The sequence below is a fragment of the Marininema mesophilum genome (genome assembly GCF_900106775.1).
Classification (GTDB): Bacteria; Bacillota; Bacilli; order Thermoactinomycetales; family DSM-45169; genus Marininema; species Marininema mesophilum.
In genome coordinates this window covers 1-21,614 of record NZ_FNNQ01000016.1, presented here as the reverse complement: position 1 = coordinate 21,614, position 21,614 = coordinate 1, and the positions used below count along the sequence as shown (strand labels likewise).

23 protein-coding genes are annotated in these 21,614 nt (G+C 41.2%); 6 read left to right on the top strand and 17 right to left on the bottom strand.

What is annotated here, in order from left to right:
• The first annotated feature begins 451 nt into the window (after positions 1-451).
• The 3 genes from BLV90_RS13685 (at position 452) to BLV90_RS13675 (ending at position 4,086) form a co-directional block, all read left to right on the top strand.
• Positions 452-1,777, top strand: coding sequence for a helix-turn-helix domain-containing protein (locus tag BLV90_RS13685; protein WP_091742188.1), 1,326 nt, complete (start codon positions 452-454; stop codon positions 1,775-1,777).
• Positions 1,778-2,254: 477 nt separating this feature from the next.
• Positions 2,255-3,202: a mannose-6-phosphate isomerase, class I gene (gene manA / locus BLV90_RS13680; protein WP_091742185.1), complete on the top strand. Its 948-nt coding sequence runs from the start codon at positions 2,255-2,257 to the stop codon at positions 3,200-3,202.
• A gap of 170 nt (positions 3,203-3,372) precedes the next feature.
• Positions 3,373-4,086: a hypothetical protein gene (locus tag BLV90_RS13675; protein ID WP_091742182.1), complete on the top strand. Its 714-nt coding sequence runs from the start codon at positions 3,373-3,375 to the stop codon at positions 4,084-4,086.
• Positions 4,087-4,094: 8 nt separating this feature from the next.
• On the opposite strand, the gene BLV90_RS13670 is transcribed toward BLV90_RS13675, so the two are convergent.
• The gene (locus BLV90_RS13670) at positions 4,095-4,964 is read right to left on the bottom strand and encodes a gamma-glutamylcyclotransferase family protein (protein WP_091742179.1); all 870 of its coding nucleotides are present in this window, start codon (positions 4,962-4,964) and stop codon (positions 4,095-4,097) included.
• A gap of 233 nt (positions 4,965-5,197) precedes the next feature.
• Here BLV90_RS13670 and BLV90_RS16305 point away from each other — a divergent pair, with 233 nt between their 5' ends.
• Positions 5,198-5,374: a hypothetical protein gene (locus BLV90_RS16305; protein ID WP_177168076.1), complete on the top strand. Its 177-nt coding sequence runs from the start codon at positions 5,198-5,200 to the stop codon at positions 5,372-5,374.
• Between the two features lie 57 nt (positions 5,375-5,431).
• On the opposite strand, the gene BLV90_RS13665 is transcribed toward BLV90_RS16305, so the two are convergent.
• From BLV90_RS13665 to BLV90_RS13655, 3 genes are all read right to left on the bottom strand, one after another.
• Positions 5,432-6,037 (bottom strand): class I SAM-dependent methyltransferase, encoded by a 606-nt coding sequence (locus BLV90_RS13665; protein WP_091742176.1) that lies wholly within the window; start codon positions 6,035-6,037, stop codon positions 5,432-5,434.
• 90 nt (positions 6,038-6,127) lie between these two features.
• Positions 6,128-6,697: a DUF420 domain-containing protein gene (locus BLV90_RS13660; protein ID WP_091742173.1), complete on the bottom strand. Its 570-nt coding sequence runs from the start codon at positions 6,695-6,697 to the stop codon at positions 6,128-6,130.
• 116 nt (positions 6,698-6,813) lie between these two features.
• Positions 6,814-7,506, bottom strand: a complete 693-nt coding sequence (locus tag BLV90_RS13655; RefSeq protein ID WP_091742169.1) for a uracil-DNA glycosylase — start codon at positions 7,504-7,506, stop codon at positions 6,814-6,816.
• A 175-nt stretch (positions 7,507-7,681) separates the two neighbouring features.
• On the opposite strand from BLV90_RS13655, the gene rraA reads away from it, so the two are divergent.
• Both rraA and BLV90_RS13645 read left to right on the top strand, forming a co-directional pair.
• Complete coding sequence (rraA, locus tag BLV90_RS13650; RefSeq protein ID WP_245726364.1) at positions 7,682-8,161, top strand: ribonuclease E activity regulator RraA; 480 nt, start codon at positions 7,682-7,684, stop codon at positions 8,159-8,161.
• A 399-nt stretch (positions 8,162-8,560) separates the two neighbouring features.
• Positions 8,561-9,310, top strand: a complete 750-nt coding sequence (locus BLV90_RS13645; RefSeq protein WP_091742349.1) for a TylF/MycF family methyltransferase — start codon at positions 8,561-8,563, stop codon at positions 9,308-9,310.
• Between the two features lie 352 nt (positions 9,311-9,662).
• Here the strand turns inward: BLV90_RS13645 and BLV90_RS13640 are convergent, their stop codons facing one another.
• The 13 genes from BLV90_RS13640 to BLV90_RS13585 form a co-directional block, all read right to left on the bottom strand.
• The gene (locus BLV90_RS13640; protein ID WP_091742166.1) at positions 9,663-10,514 is read right to left on the bottom strand and encodes an ABC transporter permease; all 852 of its coding nucleotides are present in this window, start codon (positions 10,512-10,514) and stop codon (positions 9,663-9,665) included.
• Positions 10,511-11,449, bottom strand: a complete 939-nt coding sequence (locus tag BLV90_RS13635) for an ABC transporter ATP-binding protein (RefSeq protein WP_091742164.1) — start codon at positions 11,447-11,449, stop codon at positions 10,511-10,513. The genes BLV90_RS13640 and BLV90_RS13635 overlap by 4 nt, the downstream gene beginning before the upstream one ends.
• Before the next feature lie 61 nt (positions 11,450-11,510).
• Positions 11,511-12,674, bottom strand: coding sequence for a DUF4367 domain-containing protein (locus BLV90_RS13630; RefSeq protein WP_091742161.1), 1,164 nt, complete (start codon positions 12,672-12,674; stop codon positions 11,511-11,513).
• Positions 12,635-13,207 (bottom strand): RNA polymerase sigma factor SigX, encoded by a 573-nt coding sequence (locus tag BLV90_RS13625; protein ID WP_245726367.1) that lies wholly within the window; start codon positions 13,205-13,207, stop codon positions 12,635-12,637. The genes BLV90_RS13630 and BLV90_RS13625 overlap by 40 nt, the downstream gene beginning before the upstream one ends.
• 413 nt (positions 13,208-13,620) lie before the next feature.
• On the bottom strand, positions 13,621-13,998 hold the full coding sequence (locus BLV90_RS13620; protein WP_091742159.1) for a hypothetical protein: 378 nt from the start codon (positions 13,996-13,998) through the stop codon (positions 13,621-13,623).
• Positions 13,999-14,208: 210 nt separating this feature from the next.
• Positions 14,209-14,343: a hypothetical protein gene (locus tag BLV90_RS16720; protein WP_281242042.1), complete on the bottom strand. Its 135-nt coding sequence runs from the start codon at positions 14,341-14,343 to the stop codon at positions 14,209-14,211.
• Positions 14,344-14,633: 290 nt separating this feature from the next.
• The gene (locus BLV90_RS13615; RefSeq protein WP_245726363.1) at positions 14,634-15,485 is read right to left on the bottom strand and encodes a ComEC/Rec2 family competence protein; all 852 of its coding nucleotides are present in this window, start codon (positions 15,483-15,485) and stop codon (positions 14,634-14,636) included.
• A gap of 231 nt (positions 15,486-15,716) precedes the next feature.
• On the bottom strand, positions 15,717-17,657 hold the full coding sequence (locus BLV90_RS13610; protein ID WP_177168075.1) for an FtsX-like permease family protein: 1,941 nt from the start codon (positions 17,655-17,657) through the stop codon (positions 15,717-15,719).
• Positions 17,629-18,396 (bottom strand): ABC transporter ATP-binding protein, encoded by a 768-nt coding sequence (locus BLV90_RS13605; protein WP_091742341.1) that lies wholly within the window; start codon positions 18,394-18,396, stop codon positions 17,629-17,631. The genes BLV90_RS13610 and BLV90_RS13605 overlap by 29 nt, the downstream gene beginning before the upstream one ends.
• A 460-nt stretch (positions 18,397-18,856) precedes the next feature.
• Positions 18,857-19,621, bottom strand: a complete 765-nt coding sequence (locus BLV90_RS13600) for a hypothetical protein (RefSeq protein WP_091742153.1) — start codon at positions 19,619-19,621, stop codon at positions 18,857-18,859.
• A gap of 191 nt (positions 19,622-19,812) precedes the next feature.
• Positions 19,813-20,814: an acrylyl-CoA reductase family protein gene (locus BLV90_RS13595; protein ID WP_177168074.1), complete on the bottom strand. Its 1,002-nt coding sequence runs from the start codon at positions 20,812-20,814 to the stop codon at positions 19,813-19,815.
• Between the two features lie 94 nt (positions 20,815-20,908).
• Positions 20,909-21,292 (bottom strand): hypothetical protein, encoded by a 384-nt coding sequence (locus BLV90_RS13590; protein WP_143035062.1) that lies wholly within the window; start codon positions 21,290-21,292, stop codon positions 20,909-20,911.
• Positions 21,293-21,485: 193 nt separating this feature from the next.
• Positions 21,486-21,614: zinc ribbon domain-containing protein (locus tag BLV90_RS13585; RefSeq protein ID WP_143035061.1), on the bottom strand; the 129-nt coding region annotated here is incomplete at its 5' end.

Sequence of the window (21,614 nt, the reverse complement as noted above, 5' to 3'; positions counted from 1 at the left end):
TTAATTACCTCATGCCGGATCTTGCATTGACTACGCAACATGGCGACGATGGGATAAAACACGATCCCTTCTTACCAACCACATTCCATAAAAAATTAAACAAACCACCTCTATCCTAATTATTAGTAGATGGTTATAGTCTGTATTTTGTATATTCAGACAAATATAGTCTAAAAGAACTAGTTTGAACATGGTATTTTTGTCTATATTTGCCGAAAAAGTGGCTGTTAAAATGGCAACTATACACGAGGAGAAATGTCCGAAATTAGTAAAATTATTTTTAATAGAAAGGATATCAAATAAGTGCTTTCTACTGGAAATAAAACAATTTATTTTCGTCTTCCATTCAATATCGAAATTAAAATAACAATGATTTTTAATCATCCCCATTTTGAGTAAATGTAGTGTAGAATAAGGGGTAATTACGCATAAAAGGTAAAGGAGTGTCGAAATGGAACCATCGAAAATTAAAGATGTTGGTGAAGCTATTAGAAGAGTACGGAAGTCCAAGGGCCTTCGACTGGAAGATTTGGCAGACGAAAATATATCTCCAGCTACCATCAGTAACATCGAACGGGGGATTACTCATGTCAATGTGTCTAAAGTTTACTATATTGTCGAAAAACTAGGGGTAAGCATGAGCGAAATTCCCTTTCTTCTGCTGGAACAGCAGGACGAATTAAATGAACTTAGATTCACTTTAGACTCCATTGAAACCTTAATTGAGCTAGAGGGAGATTCAGTAACAATCTTAGCCCAGTTGAATCAGATTGAACTCGAAGATAGTCATGTCTATGCTGCGCTTTTACAATACATCAAAGGGAAACACTATCGTTATGAACAAAACTGGAAGAAAGCAGAAAGGTGTTATGGATTGGCCATAAGTCTTAGCAATCAAAATAACGATAAAGACAACATGGAAGCGATTTCTTTCCTTGATTTAAGTATGTGTTGTTACTTTCAAAATGAAATGGAAAAAGCCTTAGAGTTTGTTAATAGTGGCTTAGATGCATTTTATGAGGATGATGATCGCCAATATGTAAAGTTTAAATTGCTTAGAAATAAGGTCATCTTCCTAGAGAGATTAGGGAAAAATGTAGAAGGTTTAAAAGTGATTCAGGACGTGTGGGACACATTGGAAGGAGGACAAGATACGGATACTATTTTAACTTTCTACGCTATGAGAGCTGAACTTCTTAGAAAAGTAGAACTAGTAGACGAAGCTATTCACTTCGCGAAGGAAGGCTTGCGACTAGCTAGGATGAACAAACATTATATAGCAATCTTTGACTTGCTGACCGTACTAGGCAACCTGTACACTACTAAAGAGCAATGGAAAAAGGCAGAACATTGTTTCAATAACAGCCTAGCGAGTCGTCACTTAAAGAATGAAGAATCCCTCACAGATAATTATATTGGCCTTGGAATACTGAAAGCTCAACAGAAGAAGATGGATGAGGCGAAAAGTTTGTTTCAACAAGCCATAACAAATGCAGAAAATCACACTGATGCTCCCAAACTTACATATGCTCTACGAGTAATGGGAGATCTCTTGAAAGATAATGGCACAAAATTAGAGGCTGTCCCCTACTATGAACGAGCCCTAGAATTAGCTCAAAAAATCAATCATAAACGAGCCGAAAGCCAATTGCACATACGTCTCTCCCAGTGCTACGAGGATAATGATCAGAAGGAATTTGAAAAGTCCCTACTGAATATATATAAAACACACTTGGAATTAAAAAAAGGAAGGGATGATATTCTTGAAAAAGAGTAGCAGATCAATTTTTTATATAGTTTCAATTATTTATGTTTTTTCTATATTTAATGTCGGAATTATGAGTGATATAGAAAAAACAGAGAATTTAACAATAAACTCTGGACAAGATATTGGTGCGCCGACAGGTGGTTAATAAAGATGAACTTTGAACCGTCTATTTGGCGGTTTTTTATTTTTTCATAAATTTATTTTTATTTATTTTATAAATGTTTTAATATAATATATTTTTAACCATATTTCGTCGAATATAAAATATAAGTATATATTTAGATTAATTCACTATAGTGTAGATGGTAGCATACTAGGTGATAAAATCGTATGCGCCCGGTGTTCTTGATAATCAGACCGTGTAGAAAAATAAATCTCACCTTGCTTGTCTTTTTAATGCGCCTTTGCCTTGTGTTTTGACACTTAAGCGGATAGACTGTTTTCAGCTTTACGGATACCTCACCTTAGTAAGGAGTATAAAAAACCATGCAACAGCCTATATTTTTGCAGCCGATTTTTCAGGAGCGCATCTGGGGAGGCACTTCCCTTCGTGATCGTTTTGGCTATGATATCCCCTCTGATCATACTGGAGAATGCTGGGCGATCTCGGCTCACCCCCATGGACCCAGTATCGTACGAGACGGTCTCTATAAAGGAATTCCCCTGGATCTCTTGTGGACACAACACCCCGAATTATTTGGCCATTTTCCCGGGAAAACCTTCCCTTTACTGACAAAGATACTGGATGCGAATACGGATCTTTCTGTTCAGGTACACCCTGACGATACATTTGCGTACCACCATGAAAATAGTGAGCGTGGAAAAACCGAGTGTTGGTATATCATCGATTGCAAACCAGGTGCTGAATTAATCTACGGTCATCATGCCCAGAATCGTGAAGAATTACAGGAAAAGATGGAACGAGGAGAGTGGGATACCCTTCTCCAACGACTCCGTATTAAACCTGGAGATTTCTTCTACGTCCCGAGTGGAACGATCCATGCATTGGGATCAGGAACATTGGTTCTTGAAACACAGCAAAGTTCGGACACCACTTACCGGGTATACGATTACGACCGAAAAGATGATTCAGGAAACAAGCGGGAGCTCCATCTAGATAAAGCCCTTGATGTAACTACGATCCCCCACTACAATGACATTCCCGACCGTCAAATCCGTCATCTAGGTGATGGTGAGTGGACCACATATGTCACTTCCGAATATTTTACTGTTCACCGTTGGCAGGTAGATGGAGTGTTATCAATTGATCAAGAACAACCCTTCCTATTAGCTAGTGTGTTAGATGGTGCAGGGGAAATCGAAACATTTGAGGGAAGTTTTCCTTTCCAGAAGGGGGATCATCTCATCCTTCCCCATGAGTTAGATACATTCCGCATCAACGGCAAAACAGAATGGATTGTCTCTCACGTCTGATCTGTTAAAAGAAGCGCTATCCACGGAATCGATGGATAGCGCTTCTTTTAACTTTATAAAACCGAAAAAAACACCAAATTGTAATGCTTCCGTAGTGGCTTTTTGACTAGTACTTAAGTATTATTTTATTAACTCATTTTGACAAAACGATTCACAATAGGAGGTCACCTATGGCTACACTTCAGCCGACCCCACAAGTACCTTGGAGAGGAACTCCATTCTTACTTAAAATTCTGCGTGGTGGTAAATTCGTTTTCTTGAATCTGCTTGTTCTTGTGCTTCCAATCCTCCTTACCATCCAAGGATTTAATCTAGCACAAAACTGGATATTTAGTGAAAAAGATGCGATCTATTTTAACTCTTATTCTGACACAGCTTTTAGTACGGTCTCTCTCTTATTGATTTTAGCACTTCTATTTCTTTGTATCCGCGTTCTGCAAAACGGATGGCGAGATATTCAGAAATCGATCCGCTTTTTTGGCCTTCTAGCCATCTGTGCGCTTCCTCTTCTATTCTTCGCCTTTGATTCTTATCTCATGATCGGACCCGAGCGGATCGTCCAATCGCCTATGAATAGCATAGGTAAAGAAGTCACCCATACTTGGAAGGATGTTCAATGGATCTCAGTGAGTCATCGTCTTGATGCAGAAGGTGAGATATTATTAGGGAAATATACCCTTTACTTTGCAGATGATACACAATTGGAAATTTGGAACTCAGGCGGTATGAATCTCACTGATCTGCAACGAGTGAACCAGCTAACATCCGCCCACCACATTCCAACCATCTCCTCTTCACCACTTAGCTCAAATGAGCTGAAACTGTTGCTACAAAAAGGAAGTTCACCGAGTGAAATCAATTTTTTAAAGAAATTATTCCGCTAAAAACCGGACTAATCGATCGATACATTCATCGCAAATTTTTGCTCCAGATCTCTACGTAGACGCTCATGATAGGCCTCTGTAACCGTTCCTTTGGCCCCACGCAAAATTTCCCGTGCATAATGTTCAGGGGGGGCTACTTCCTCTTGTTTATCTACAACAGTAAAGCTAAGCACATCTGATACGAGTTCACCATTTAACTGAATCGGCAACCAAACCGGTCGATAAGTTTGTTGTTGAACACCCTCTCTCCACAGCAGGTATTCAAGCCCTTTGCCATTAATCCGATATACTTTCCCCTCCACTATATCGTCATCCTCCACAATATCAGCGCGTCCACCATCCGCAAAAGGAAGTGTATACCGCATGGCATACCCCTTGAGTACACCACACCCCTCCATGCTGAGAAATTCATCCGCAACACCCTGGGTAGTGAAGCGCTCATCGTCCATACACGATCCATAAGCAAAATAGAGAAATTCATTTCCTCTTAGTAAACGGGATCGCCAGTCTCCACTAGGTATGGCTTTCATCCACTTCTCACTCGGTCTCGCATAAACATAGACCTCAGCCTCGACCTCTCCTCGATCCGTCCCTACTTTAACTACCTTTCGTTCAAATAAATTATCTTCACGACCTGGGAGATAATCCTCCCACTGATCGACGATGGTCAACTGCTCTTCTGTAACCCTGTAGACCTCACCATACACTCTCTTATTTGATGAAAGTATTAGTCCCGGATACTTTCCTCCCATGTCGACTAGCGTGCCTTCAATCCATGCCTGCAAGGCAACCGGTTCAGCATCCTTCAGATAATGATCCACTTCTTCCCCTTTTCTTAGGGACCCATAAACAAATAGTAGGGTTTTTTTCTGTTCCATTCCTCTCCTCCTCCTTATATTTTTTGCAGATTCATTGGAACTAAGATCCTACATCTGTGCCTGTTATTTACCCTCATTTCCCCATTCATCAACATTGTTGACCTACCCAAATTGGATAACGACACTATCCTCATCTCATTTTTTCCTTTTCTTCATAAAGAAAGAGGGTTGGGAATTTCACTGTCGTATATATATGGAACAGAGAGATTGCAAAGAAAGAGGGTCCATATCATATGGAGGAATGGCAGCCACAGATAATCATCGTTTCGTTTTTTGTCGTCGGTGCTCTCTTGTCTTACTTTGGCGCCATTATGATTGAAAAAATCATTGACCGAATCCGTCACCGACTACAAACCTTCTCATCAAGAACTCCCAGTGAGGAAGAGGACATGATCAAAAGGGTTAACTAACAAAAAGCCCCAATAGGGCTTCAATGCCGCCGGATATATCCGGCGGCTATTTTATGTTCACTTTTTTTCCAACACCACTAAATTGGACTTCAGTCCTTGTCCTTCTTCTCTACTCGCATCTGAGATGATGGAGAGAGCCAGAACTGGACCGTAAGTAAAATCTTCACTAAAGTGACGGTCAATCGCTTCCGGTGTAACCAACGTAAACCAATCCAACCCTGATTGATGTTCTCGACATCCACGTAACAGAATTCTTCCTCCAGGTCGCAATACCCGGCTGAGTTCACTTGCGTACTGTCCTCGCTGATCCTCCGATATCACATGAAAACAACCACGGTCATTCACAAAGTCGATACTACCCGTCTCCACTGGTAGATCCAACACATCCCCCTGACGCCAATCGACTGTCACTTCGGCTTCTCGCGCACGGGTCTCAGCAATCTTTAACGCTTCTTTACTAAAATCAACGCCTATCGCTTTATAATTCTGGGAAGCCAAGAAGACCGCTTCTCGTCCAGCGCCACACCCTACATCCAACACCTGTGCTCCCTCAGGAATCTTTGCTGTAGCGATAAATGAGATTAATTCTGCGGATGGATGGACATAGTCCCACTTCTCACGAAATTCACCACTGGTGTACATCGCTTCAAATTGTTCTTGCATCGGTTCAGCCTCCCTTTATTATTCAACCTCCTTTCTATTTATTTTCCAGAATGATCATCCATACCTGCCGATTTATTTTGATCCTCTCAATTAATTGTAATAGGGAGAAATCATGAGATAAACAATGACGCCAGTAATGCTGACATATAACCAAAGAGGCATCGTCCACCGTGCAATCCTCCGATGCTTCTCTACTTTAAAGTTAATCCCACGGAAAAAAGTAATCAGTGCTAAGGGTACAATCACGACAGCGAGTACAATATGGGTCAAGAGAAAAAAGTAATAGATATACTTTAGTGGACCTTCGCCACCATAAGGAGTACTGGGTGCCATTGCGTGATAGGTAAGGTAAGTAACAAGAAATAACGTGGTCGTTGTAAATGCAGCATAGATAAATCGCTTATGCATCGTCACATTTTTTTTCAGGATAAAGATGAGAGCTGCCAACAAGAACACCGTAGTAAAACTGTTAAAAATAGCATTTAGCATGGGTAAAATCGTCAGGTCAACATGGTCAAACCCGCCTAACTCTGGCATAAAGAAGAGAATCGTCACGATCAAATTGATCGCGATTGAAAGTATGACGACCCACGGAGTATAGTTTCCATTTTTGGATGGTCCATATTTTTCATACGGATTCTCATTTGATTGATCTGCCATCTTTAATTCACCTACCTAGGGAATGATTCTTCCTCCCCAGTATAGCACCCATCTCACCCTATCAAACAAAGGAGTATCACGATTCCGTGGCAATAATCTCTTACAAATAGAAGTTTTCAATGGAACCATACATGTTTCTCATCCAAGCGCCAATCGATCTCCTCACGTCCTCCTTCTAAAAGAGCCCGATTGATCGCTGAGTAGGGACGGCTATTGAAAAAACCACCCCGAGCGGACAATGGCGACGGGTGAACGGATTGTATGACGGTATGACGCGAGGTATCAATCCACTGCTTCTTCTTTTGTGCATAATTGCCCCAGAGAACGAAAACAACTCGTTCTTTCTTTTCGTTCACCGTACGAATAATCGCATCGGTAAACTTCTCCCAACCTTTATTTTTATGAGAATTGGCTTTACCTGCTCTCACTGTCATTACAGCATTTAACAAAAGAACACCCTGATGAGCCCAGGCTTCCAAGTTCCCATTTGTTATTGGAGGATAGCCAAGATCATGCTCTAATTCTTTCATCATATTGCGCAAGGAAGGGGGTAGGCGTACACCTGGACGTACAGAAAAAGAAAGTCCATGGGCTTGGCCTTCCCCATGATACGGATCCTGGCCAAGAATCAAGACTTTCACATTTTGATAGGAGGTAAACTTAAACGCAGAAAACAGATCCTCCTCTGGGGGATATATCGTATATTCCTGTCGTTCCTCTTCTAAAAATTGTCGTAGCTTCTGCATATACGGCTGGTACAATTCAGGAGAAAGAGTATCATTCCAGTCATTGGGTAGGGAAAATGTCATGTGTTACCTCCAAAGGAACCATAGTATTCTTCTTAGTTTACCAAAAAAGAATCCACTATTGACACTCCCCATGCCTGAAGGCAGGGGATTCTTTGGGAACTCCCATCTACTTCACCTTGTCCAATCTCCCTCTTTTCCGTATCATGAGTATAGATACTGTAAAGGAGAGGTTAAAGTGCTAAGAACTACTGACTTGTGTGATCAGTATTCAGAAGAATTGCAAATTGCCGAGCCCCTTTTTACTTATTTTGGCGGTAAATCCCTCTTCTCTGGCCCTATCGCTACCGTCAAGGTGAAAGAAGATAACGTATTGGTGGTTGAGGCCCTTGAAACAGTACCCGAAGGGAGCATCCTCGTCGTGGATGGAGAAGGCTCGATGGCCTGTGCCTTACTAGGTGATCGCTTAGCAGGAATCGCTGTCACAAGAGGTCTCTCCGGCATCATCGTTCACGGTTGTGTACGGGATACAGCGGATCTAGCTACGATGAATGTAGGTATACTCGCTCTAGCACCCATGCCCAAAAAAAGTCGCAAAGAAGGAAAAGGAGAACGGGATGTCCCAGTTACCTTCGCAGGTGTTACTTGGACTCCTGGTCACTGGGCCTATATAGATGAAGATGGCATCGTAGTATCAGAGAGACCATTACAACTGTGAGTTGGAGATTAACGAAAGCCTTACCGTATACATCTATCTTAGCCGATTTCCATTTGGTAATTTGATAGGATATAAAGGGACATCCCCCAGCCAAAGGTCTGTTGGGGGATGTCCCTTTATATCCTAACCGTTGCTTCAGCAACACGAAACTCCGTAAGAGGATTCAAGCGATCCCTGAAGTTTTGTGATAAAGGACCTGCATAATAATAAAACCCCACCCTAAATATAAAGTATCGCGGAAAACGCCCAATAGCTTACTTTGTAAATCGTTGCCGCAACCCTTAAGAAGAAGGGTAAACAATTTTTACAATGGATGGAATCCCTGCTCATTTAAAGGATATATGGATAACCTTCATCAATGCGGTTCAGGATAATATTTATTTTAAAAGGGGTAGAGAAATGAATAATAGCGTCAATGTATCTAGGGAATTATATTTGGAATTGTTGAAGAAGTCTATTTTAAATGAGATTTACCTTGAATATGAACCCGATGCCAATATAATTTCCCGCCATCAAGGGAGAGACTGGCCGGCTGCAGCGCATAGCATGATCGGCCGAGAGCGAATGAATCATTTGCAGACGTGTTTGACAAACATTATTGAAGAGAACATCGAGGGAGATGTGATCGAAACTGGGGTGTGGCGAGGAGGAGCTTGCATATTCATGAGGGGTTTTTTTAAGGCTTGTGAAGTAACCGATCGGCTGGTTTGGGTTGCCGATTCCTTTGAGGGACTACCAAAACCAGATAGTAAGTATCCAATGGACGCAAGTAGCCTTTGTCATACGCTTGAACGGTTGAAAATATCACTGGAGGAAGTAAAGAAAAACTTCGAAAAATATGATCTATTAGATGATCAGGTGAAGTTTTTAAAGGGCTGGTTTAAGGATACCTTACCAACCGCACCGATTGAAAAAATAGCGATTGCAAGACTAGATGGAGATATGTATTCCTCTACGATAGACGCACTGAACAGCTTATACGCCAAGGTGTCTCCCGGCGGCTATGTCATTATCGATGATTTCTCCATCCCAAATTGCTCTACGGCCGTTCACGATTTTAGAAAGGAACATGGTATCAAAGAACCGATCGTTAAAATTGACTGGACAGGAGTCTATTGGAAAAAATCCAAGGAAACGAAGAGAATTTAAGGGTTCTAATTAAAAATACAGAACCCCTTCGTACCCCTTAATTAAGAGAATCAAAAGAGCATATCTACTCATCTAGCAATGTTATTAGCAAAATGATAAAAGGACTCTGCCCGTAACAGGCGATACAAATTCTAAGCGGCTTAGGGACTGAATAGAAGGTATCGTAAAAAAATATTCACGAGACGGAAGAAGAGTGATCTTTCCTTATTACTTCTACGCTTTTTAGATACACCATAGCTCGTTCTCCTAGTTAGAGGTTTATATAACCGATCCGCTCTATAATTAAATAAATAATAGTTTGCAGTTTAACCATCACAACTTACCTTGATGGGGCCCTTTTTTCAGCAATTCTCTACACATCACGCTTGGCAAAGATTTGCATCGCTATTGCTAGAGCGACCAAACCATAGATTACTGCATAGATGAGCATCGCATTGCTAGGCACTGACATGCTCCCAAAAATGCCTTGCGTGGCGAAGGAAAGTGGATCATCAGCTGAATCAAAAAGAAAGATGGTCATTTTCCGGAACAGGGAATCTAGCGGAAATATTAAACTAGATATTATTCCAATGTTAATCATCGTTGTCGACTTTGCCATTGCCCCAATCTGTTCAATAAAGCCACTGATCATGCCTAATACATAGAGCATTACCATGGTTATACCACAATTGAGGCTCGAAAATCGTGCACTAAGCGCAAGGGAAATGGCTACTAGAAGAATAGGTTGAAAAACAAATAACGCTAAGGCAGAAAGTAGTTGCATCCCTGAAACAACAACTTTTAAGCCCCCACCCAGCCATTGATTAATCATGGTAATACACAAAAAGAGAAAGAAAGCATAGACAGCAAGTAAGATACTCATCCCGATAAAGCGCCCCCATATAAAAGAGCTACGCGAAAGGGGACGAGAGAGAATGGGATCAATCTGCTTGCTCTCAATCTCTTTTGAGATACTACCTACACTACTAAAAATAGCGAGGAGAGACACAATGAAAGCAGCGAAGTACAGCCCCATGCCCAATAACTGAGTCGACAAAAAGGGCTTGGTTAAAGGATCCATCCCATTACTAACATCTAGATCATGATCTACATAATAGGTACCTATAGCATAGGTGATGAGGAAAATTGATGTAAGGATAAGTATGACATGAAAGATGCGTTTATATAAAATTTCTCTCATGGTTAGTTTCATGATAGCTATCATACCTTTTCATCTCCTTTCCGATTCACCCAGTACATAAAGATATCTTCTAGCATGGGTGCTTGAGGGGTAACTTGATAAACTGCTAACCCCTTCTCTGCCAAGTAGGAGACCAGGTCAGGCACGTTATCCAGATGATTGAGAGTGACGACCCACGTGGTTCGCCCCCCTTCCCTCTGTCTTTTTTCACAATGAGTCAGCCAAGAAGGAGCAGATTTCCACCAGGCTTCCTCTTTACCTACCAACGTAATCAGCACTTGTGAATGAATCGATGATAAATCCTGTTTTTTTCCTTGGACAATCAGCTTTCCATGATTAATAATCCCTATATGGCTACAGATAGTTTCTGCCTCACTGAGCAAATGGCTATTTAAGAAAACGGTCTTTCCCGCATCACGAAGTTCGCAAATCAAGTCCCGCACTTCTTTTCTGCCAATTGGGTCCAGAGCGGAGGTTGGCTCATCCAAAAAAATAACTTCTGGGTCAGAAAGAAGGGCACTAGCCAGTCCAATACGTTGTTGCATTCCCTTGGAATATCCTTTAATCTTTTCATCCCCTCGTCCTGCTAGACCGACACGATCGATTAGTTTATCGATTCGTTTTTTCTTTACTCTGTGGGAGAGGTTACATAAATCTCCATGAAGATCTAACAGTTGCCTTCCTGTAAGCCAGTCTGGGTAACGAAATAGCTCCGGAAGATAGCCCACACGATTACGAGCAGCAATCTCTCGAATAGAATGACCCAAGATGTACCCTTCTCCCTCCGTAGGGTGGATTAAACTCAGCAGCGTACGGACAAAGGTACTCTTCCCAGCCCCATTAGGTCCTAAAAAGCCAAATACACTTCCCTTCTGTACTTGAAGGGTGATGTTGCGACACCCCCGGTTTTTCGAGTGTAGTTTTGTTAACCCCTTTGTTTCTATTGCAAACACACTCATCTTATCACTCCTCCATGTAGGAAAGTGGCCTCCATCGGAAGCCACCTTTTTATATATACCACTATTCGATAGATTCAGCTATGGTGATCAGTTCTTTTTCTGAAATCTTTCCACCAATACCATTTAAACGATGGATGATATCTCCTTTTTGCCACATCAATGTTATTTGGTCTTTATTTTCTCCTCCCCACAAGATTCCTTTTCCTCCATTAACCGATATTTCTTTAGCATTCTTTTCTTCCATTACTGGAATAGGAAGGGTGCGACGCCAGTCCTTTAACTCTCTTAATTGCCCACGAATATTTTCCGGGATAAAAGGTAGTGAAAGAAGGGTCTTTTGTAACTTCTCTACTTGCTTTACATTGTCTGTCTTAATTTGTGTTATTTTTTGAGCTGTGTAGTAAATTTGACCGTCAAAAGAGTTTGTAGCTAATTCCATATTTACTTCGGGGTAACTTCGTAAGGTAAATCGTTTTCCATCCATCCCTTGATCTAATTTTTCACCCACTTGCAGTTGGTTTAATAGTCTGTTAATCTTCTCAGCATTTAGTTCTACGTGCATTGTTACAGGAGCATACACTGTCATTTTTGATAAACGATATCTTTTTGGGAAGGATGGGAGATCATATCCAGCCTTTTTCGCCTCCTCCACACTTTTATACGTCTGATCCTTCCCTTGTCGTTTCGCGTTCACTTTTGCAAGTCCTTGAAGTTCATAGTTACCTACTTTTCTAGAAGAAAGAAAGTCCTTCATCTCTTCTATATCTTCTTGGTTAACTTTTATATACTCTACCTTATCTACCCGAAAAACAGATAACAATTTACTAGCTGCTGCTTGAGCTTGGGGGATGCTGAAAGTGACTGCCATAGCTGTAACCACTGCAATTCCACCCATCCACCATTTTTTCTTTTTATCCATACTTTTCATTCCTCTCTTCCATTTTGTTAAATGGCCTATAGATTTCACTTCTTCTTCATTGATGCTGTGAAGCCGCTGATTCAATTGATTCCAAGCCTTGTTTACATCGATTCTAAGATTTGCTTCCGACTCTGAGCAGCTTTCTGCCATCACTACGGTCGTCCAATCATTTAACTCTTTCAGGTGAGAGAGCACATCGTGACAAGACTTACATTGTTCTAAATGAAGAGCCAACCCTTTTCGCTTATCTCGAGATAGTTCTCCATCTATGTAAGCTTGTAGCGTTCCTTGCTCGTAACAGTGCAATCTTGTTCCTCCTCCTTTCGCTGGAAGTAGAGGGATCGGAAGCGTTCTTTTGCCCTTGTCAATAGAGTACCTACTGACTCTTTCTTAACCTGAATGATTTGTGCCAACTCCTCGTAGTTAAATCCTTCAAACTTTAAAAGAAGCAAATTTCGATCTCTCTCACTTAGCAGGATTAAAGCTTTTCTAACAGACTCAATCTCCTCTTGATTAATCCAATGGATTTCCGCTGATTGTGATATTTTTTCTGCCTGTTGACGCTCTTTTTCTATTCGTGCTCTATGGCGTTTCTCAGACCGTATATAATTATATGCTCCATTGGTAGCTGATTTAGCAAGCCAAGCTTCTATATTCTCGATTTCCGACCGATCCACATGATAGAGACGAATAAAGATCTCCTGAGCAATATCTTCGGCTACGGACTGTGCAGGAATGATGCGCATTACTTGCCGAACCACATAGGAATAGTAACGCTTAAAAATACCCTCAAACCCTTCCACCTCCGAAGTGGAAGCCTCATCTTCTCCAATGCTCATAACCCCCACCATTTCATCCCCCCACTCCCGATTCTCCACTTTATAGACACCGGAATGATCTTTTTTGTGACAGAGAACTTTGAAATATAGCATTAAAAATGGCGAACTTCTCGTTCTCATTGAATCCAGCTACGCTGGTATTACCCTATAATGTATATTAAGAATATCCACTTCCCTGAATCTTAAATCTATCATATCAGCCTTTGTGCGCCTCAAGATAGATTTTAAAAAAAGAAGGTACCATAAAGCAGTGGTACCTTCTTCACAAATAATAGTTCTTATATATCAGGGTTCTGGTTCAATTACATCTATATCTATTCAAACGATTGATCATAATATTCCGGATTTTACTGAGCCGGAGCGTCCTAACTTGACGCTCTTAACTCTATTTTTTCTTTCACTCATTGCCTTGCTTATGAACGGATATTTACTATAGCGCCCATTGCCCTATGGACGCGATCTACTATAGCTCCCATGGCCCTATAGACACGATTGACTACTTTAGAGCCTGTTGCCGTAAGGACGCGATCTTTACCTGCTTTAGCGCCTGTTGTCGAAAAGATGCGATCAACTTTAGCACCTGTTGACTTAAGAAAGTGGTCTACTTTAGCACCTGTTGACTTGAGGATCTGATCTACTTTAGCACCTGTTGACTCAAGGATAGGATACTGTTGTTGTTCTTTGGCTGTTACGACAAGTTCATCTCCACTTGCAAAAGCCGCCGGGGTAAAGAGAGCGAAAAATAGCGCAAACGCACCCATAAAAGGGGGGAAATGGCGAATGTTTTGCAAGATATTCACTCCTTAAATGATCTTACCCACCATTATAGTAATCATTCGCTCGCTTAACCAGCTCCATATGATGGCAATTTCAAACATAAGTTCATTTGTTATTAAACTCTAAAAAATAGGGGCAAATTTTTATTTTTATATACTAATTAAATCAACCCATAATGATAAATTATATACATATCATTGTATGATATACCAATGTAGTTCCACTTAGTTCCGGTAGGAAGAAACTCCGATAAGACGATCTACTGTCGTAAATTGATACCCATGTTGTCTCAACTTATCGATCAGTCTTGGTAAAGTAGCTACAGTACGGGAACGATCTCCCCCACCTGAGTGGAACAAGATAACACTTCCAGCTTTTGTACTATTGAGGACGATTTGTTGGATCTTAAAATGAGACAACCGCTTCCAATCGCGATGCTAAAAAACGAGTGTTAAAAATGATAAATACTGATCCAGCCCGTGAGTGGCCAATGAATCTAGAACCGCTTGTGTCACTAATAGACTTGCTTAAGATAATAGGCATTGTCTACTTTGCAGCAGATGATTTACAAGATAGACAGCAGTGACCAGCTGAGAGACTTCAAGCCTCTATGGCCAATACTGAAATTTCCAACATAAACCACACCAGATCATCGAGCACTTGAAAACTTGACCCTTTTCTGATCACTAGAGACTATGATATCTCCTTTGTTATCCGTTCGGTAAACCGTGGCACCTGCCTTTTTCAATCGTTCCAGTACACCATTATCAGGATGACCGTAGGAATTTTTCCCTACAGAGATAATCGCGTACTTTGGTTTTGCCTTATTTAAAAAAGCTGTTGTAGAGGAAGACTTTGCCCCATGGTGTGCAACTTTCAAGACATTAGCTGTCAAAGGTTGCTTGCTGTTAACCATATCACTTTCAGCTTTTGATTCTGCGTCCCCTGTAAAGAGGAAGCTATTTTTCCCATGAGTCACTTTTACTACAGCACTCCAGTCGTTTATCCTACCGTTTATGTATGCCTTCACAGGTGCGATCATCTTTGCTGTAGCATCCTTACCAACTGACAGAGTGATATTAGCCTTTGCTGTTTTAATGGTCAATCGCTTACTCTTCACCCTTTTCAAAAACTCCCTATAGGTATCCGTATTATCACTCACCTTGGGAGCATAAACACTGTTTACAGAAATGCTACTTAACACGGAGATAAGCCCACCAATGTGATCTGGATGGGGATGTGTTGCCACTAGAATATCAATTTTTTTGATTTTCCACTTCTTTAGTTTTTTTACGAGACTAGAACCCTCTTCCTTTTCCCCGCCATCGATCAGCATCGTTTTCCCAGAGGGAAATTGTATAAGAGCGCTATCACCTTGCCCAACATCTATAAAACGGACGATCAACTTTTTACTTTCCGCTTGTGTTTCAAAGGGAACCATAACAGTAGCAACGAGCATAGCCACTAAAAACAACGGCACAATCCTTTTATTTTTTTGCACATTAGATCAATCCTTTCATAACTCATTCACAGTTTTATTATCTCTTCGTCGTCGCTACCTTTCGCCAAGGAACTGGTTGTTACAAGCCAACTACACCCAATCGATTTATTAATAAAAATCCTTAAAACACTTCACAGCTCTCAGGCAAAAAGGAGCACCCGGCGCATGCCGAATGCTCTCCTTCAAAAATCGAGTACTCGTCATCAGCTTCTCCTGCTTCATCGCAAATCGTTAAACCATGACTCGTTTAAGCTGAGTTAGATAACGAGACCTCACAATAAAGAAGTAGATCAATTGTACGGTAAAGAAACTACCAATTCCCATCAGGGTAGGGATCAAGGAATCCCCTAGACCAAGCTGCTTATTTAATAAAGATAAAGCAATCAGTGTTTCCAATCCTGCTACAACAAGGGGGATAAAGAACAACGCCGCAATTTGAATCGTCGCAGATCTCTTCATCTCTTTAGTGCTTAACCCCATTCTAGAAAGGCTATAGACAAGATAACGGTCTTGGTTTAAGTCTGTATACAGCTTAAAGTATAAGAAGCTAGCTGTAGAGAGTGAGAAGATCGCTGCAATAAATACGCCTATAAAGCTTGCGATATTCATCGCTTGCTTTATCATTACATAGTCATATGCACGAGACTGAAAAATAACAATACTGTCTTCCTGGGTCTTCGCGTTTTCCCTAGACAAATTTACAAATTTTTTCCCAATCTTTGTTTCTAAGGAATCAGGCAGTTGATTCTTGGACCATTCAGGAATGTAATAAGAGGTACTAATATCCTCTCTTGCAGCTGATGGCATTTTTTTCTTCAGCTGTGCGTAGGCTGAATCTGAGATCACAGCTAGGTGACCGTAAGGAACTAGCTTTTTTTCGAATTGTTTTATTGCAATAAATGACGCTTTACCTTTTGCCATCGTAAGATTTTTTACTTTTTTTATTTTTTCCTTATCTGCAGAAAGTGGATTTCGAATTAATAGGGTTTCATTCGACTGTAATGAGGAAACTTTGGGTACATCGTATATATCTGCTAAACGATTAAAGCTAGATACTTTCATCACTTCTGTAGAGCCCTCGATTTCTTTGGTACCTGGACTGAGCGTAGAATACCTTATTTTTTTATATTTGATACCTGCTTTCTTCAACTCTTGGTCTATTTTCGTGGTATCTTTTTTTATTTGAGTGAAGTCGAATTTCCACTTATCATCCTGAGATGTCACATAATTATAGGCAAATTCACTCTTCTTAAATGCTTGCGCCATCTGCCCATTTACGTTAAGAATGATTCCTATCACCGAGCATGACATGGCGATAACAATAGTAATCATAAAAAACATCCGCGCATTATCTTTGACTTTATACGCCATTTCCGAAACCCAGAGAAGATTGGTCCCCCGCCAAAAGAAGGGCCGATTCTTCTTTAATAAACGAATGATAAAAATACTGAGCTGTGTAAAAAAGAAGTAAGTCGCAATCGTCCCTAACAGTACAATGAAAATCAAATTGTCAGGGTCAAATTTTTGCTTCATCAAATAGAAAGCTCCAACAAAACAAGCCATGGATAAGAAAGAGAGCCAGACGGAGGCTTTGGGTTCTGATTTTGGCTTACTCGATCCTTGTATTAATTCAAGGACTCGGTTTTGACGCACGAGGAATAAGGTCAGCAAAGAAATCACGAAAAAGAGTGCCAAAAAACAAATCGTAGTCAGTGCCATCGCTTTCCATGGTAAATAAAAGGAAAGTTCCTTCATCTCCGCCACCCGAGCCCCAATTAGCAGGAATAATTTAGACAGAAGCAGTCCACTAGCGAGTCCTATAAGGATGGAAGCTATACCAATGAGCATGTTTTCCAAAAAGATCAGCCAATTTAACTGCTTGCCTTCTGAACCTAAGATACTTAAAATGCCAAACTCTTTTTTCCGGACTTTAAGGAATGCACTAATGGAGTAGAGCACAAAAAGAAAGGAAAACGCAAAAATCACATACTCGGCAACATTCATTCCTCGTTTAATTGTCGTACCCATAGGATTATTAACTATATCAGGGTGAAAGATAAAGACCGCATAGGTAAAAAAGATCATGACCGCAAAGGCACTACTTAAGAAATAGGCGGAGTAAGCCCGTGCATTTCGTCTGACGTTATTTAACGCGAACTGACGAAAGTTCATGATCATTCCCTCCTAAAAAAGAAAGCATATCGATAATTTCTTGGAAAAATGCTTGCCGATTGGATCCACGATGAATTTCGCTGTGTAATTGGCCATCCTTAATAAAAACCACTCGGTGACAATAACTAGCAGCCTGTGCATCATGCGTCACCAGCAAAGTAGTGGTTCCTTCCGTTTCGTTAATCATCTCGATCATTTCCATAACGGTACGAGACGATTTAGAATCCAAAGCCCCAGTCGGTTCATCCGCTAATAAAAGAGACGGCGAGTGAATCACAGCACGTGCAATAGCCGCCCGTTGTTGTTGTCCTCCCGAGACTTCATAGGTTCGTTTCTTTAGAATCTCGACGATTCCTAATTTCTCTGCTACGGCGTTTAATTTCCGATCCATTTCTTTGACACTTTCCTTGTCTAAAGTAAGGGGCAAGACAATATTTTCGGCAATCGTTAGGGTATCTAGTAAGTTGAAGTCTTGAAATACAAAACCGAGATGTCTTCGTCTAAACTTCGCTAATTTATTTTTCTTAAAGGTATGAGGATTTTTACCATTAATAATGATTTCTCCGGAAGTCGGGGTATCCACGGTGGCTACCATATTGAGAAGAGTGGTTTTTCCACTACCCGAGGGACCCATAATCCCAACAAACTCCCCTTGTTCCACACTCAACTGAATATCGGTTAAAGCACGCGTCGATACTTTCCCTGCATATAATTTACTTAATCCTTGTACTTTTAACATTTCCACTGTGCTATGTCTCCCTTCATTCATGTAAGTTAGACCAACAGATCTCTTTGATTCATACTTTACTGGATGAATCGGTCTCCTTCTATGTATTTACCTTACATAAACCTTACATTTTTGTAAGACTACAACGCAGGGCTTCCCTAAATACCTGCTTATTTGCGGAATGCTGTAATCCAGTATTGGATGAAGGTTTTGCGGGTTTTGCGGAAACTTATTTTAACGAATATGATACAAAGGGGAAATATGGTAAGCCGAATTACCATCCTACACATCTGATCAAACAAAAGATATAAGAAGGGACACAGAAGCATTTATAGGGTATGGACTTTTTAAATAAAGAGCTACAATCTCATAAAAGAGAATTGCAGCTCTTTATTACGCAAGAAAATGAGCCTAGATCTGTAAAGGCAGGCATGGAAAGAATCTACCTAGGAGGTCTACTGCACACTATTTATTACTGCTTACCACTCACTAGTGGGTATGCTTCTACCTCTGATTGATTGACATCCACCTGTTTCATTAATTCCTTCGGTAATGTATGATCTTCCGCAGTAAAGGAGGCGCTCTTTCCTCCTGGAATCTTCACATTGAGATAATCGTGTAAAACCGCAAGTAATCTTCCCTGTTTATCCTTAAGTACCGCGGATAAAAGTATATCTTTCATCTCTTTTGTACTCTCATTTTTAACAGTACCCTTCACACTTACCTTCCCTTTACGATCCTTATCCCCCTTGATATCTACCAACTTTATCTCTGGTACTGATTTAAGAGCAGGAATCACATGAGGCTTCACAGAGACTCGGTCCAGCTCATCTGGTTCCTTTAGGGAAGTTAGCTCATGGACACCACCTACATAAGCAGTCTCACCGGGTTTCAGTATTTTAGGTACAACAGCTAGTACTTCCTTTTTGGCTAGTAGTTTCTTGTCTTTGCTTAGGAAATAAAGCTGAACCGAGTCCAATTCCACCGCTTTTTTTCCCGTATTACGAATTGCAGCCGCACCGATGGCCTTCACTTTTCCCTTCTTATCTCGCCAGGCTTTACTTGTTTCTTCATTGACCGCAACACGTAGGGATTCTTTTTCTTCCTTTTTTGCGGCCTTTTCTTCCTTCGCCATTTTGGCTCGTTTTTCCGCATTATCACCATCAGCGGATTGACATCCCGTCAATAGCAAAACCCCTAAGAGCAGACCAACTCCACTTCGTATCCATAGATTCACTCTACCACGCTCCTCTTTTTTATTTCCTTCATCTTTCCCCTCTTATTTCCGTTATTCTCTAAATAAGTATATCTTAATATTGTCACACAAACTATCACTAGACAAATATCATGATAGATTCACTTAAGGAAGCAGAATCTTAAGAAACTACTTCTCACCAGGACTTCCTTACAGTCACGACCCCAATCTCATTACCCTTGTAGGTTCACCAGGATGCGCCCTCGCACACCACCCTGTAAAATCCTCTTCAACGCATGAGGCAACTCGTCTAAGGTGATTTCTGTACTACCGATGCTTTCCAAAAGAGTTTCTGGTTTTAAATCGGTAGCTAACCTCTTCCATACTTGCCTTCGATACTCATTGCTAATATGAGCTGAATCAATACCAAGCAAATTGATCCCTCGTAGAATAAAAGGATAAACAGTCGATGAAAAACTAGCTCCTCCCGTTAAGCCACTCAGAGCAATAGAGCCACCAAAGGAGACAGTGGAAAGTAGGTAAGAAAGAATATCTCCACCAACAGGATCTACTGCACCTGCCCAACGTGTTTTCAAAAGCGGCCGTTTATTTGGATTAAGTAGTTCTTCTCGTGCTAGAATTTCTGTTGCACCTAGTTTATTTAAATAATCATGTTCCAATGCTTTCCCTGTCCCTGCGGCAACACGATACCCTTGTTGCGCCAGCATGGCTACAGCGGTACTTCCCACTCCCCCGGTAGCGCCTGTTACAAGAACTTTCCCTGCATCAGGGGTTAGTCCATTTTCCTCCATTCGTTGAATGGACATAGCGGCGGTAAATCCAGCTGTACCAAGGATCATTGCTTCACGTAAAGTGAGTCCATCCGGAAGCGGAATGATCCAATCTGCTGGCACACGGGCATACTCACTAAAACCACCAAAATGGGAAACACCTAGTTCCGCACTCGCTACAATCACTTCATCCCCTTTAGCAAATCGGGGATCATCTGATTGGATCACTGTTCCTGTTAGATCGACCCCAGGAATCATAGGGTAAGATTCTATAATTCGACCAGTAGGGGTACTTGCTAACCCATCTTTAAAATTTACTCCTGACCAAGCAACTCGCACCATGACTTCACCCTGCGGAAGTTGATCCATATTCAATTCCTTAATTCCTTTAGAAAATGAATCTTCATGCTTTTCTACCATATATCCACGAAATTGCTCCACCATGATCAAGTCCTCCTCAGTAGCAAAATTCTAGACCACCTTAACCATTGTACCATGACACAAAAAAACCCCCTCCTGAAAGGGAGTTCCTCGAGAATTATCTATCAGGATCATTGCTGATGCTATTCCGAACAGGGATACGCAAAAGAGCCAGCTTCCAAGTAACATTCTCCGCATGTATTTGAAAAAAATAGAAACCATCTGCGGGTACGTTTACCGTCATCGTATGATAGCCAACTGCCTCACTATCCTCGTCTAAGGGCAACCCCATCACTAGCTGTCCATCTTCGCCGAAAAGTTTAGTTCGAAATATGGGTATATCCTCATGATCTTCCATAGTTATTAGAGACCAAGTAACCGTATACCAACCCTTCTCCAACACTAGCGAACGGGTACAGTAATCTCCTGCACATTCTTGCCAATACGGGCCCCGGTCGTCGAAAGTGTCGGCATCCATCGGCGCAAACCGCTCATTTGCCAACAATGTTTTCTCACTGAACACCGTGAAGACCGTTCCTTTCTATCAAAGCTGCAGTCTAAATAACTGCTTTTTTTTCACATCCACGAACCCCTGCCCACCCTTCCAAACTACATAGACTTGCTTTTGACACTCCCACAGCTGAAGCAGTGGGATTCTTGGGAACTCCCGTCTACTGACAGGATATACTCCAAGCTTAAACGGTCTGCCCAACCGCAAAAATCTTTAGTCCTTCTTGCAAGATGTTCTTGGATGCATTGATGTCTCGGTCATGGTGAGAGTGGCACGTAGGGCATATCCATGAGCGAAGATTCAGGTTCTTCAC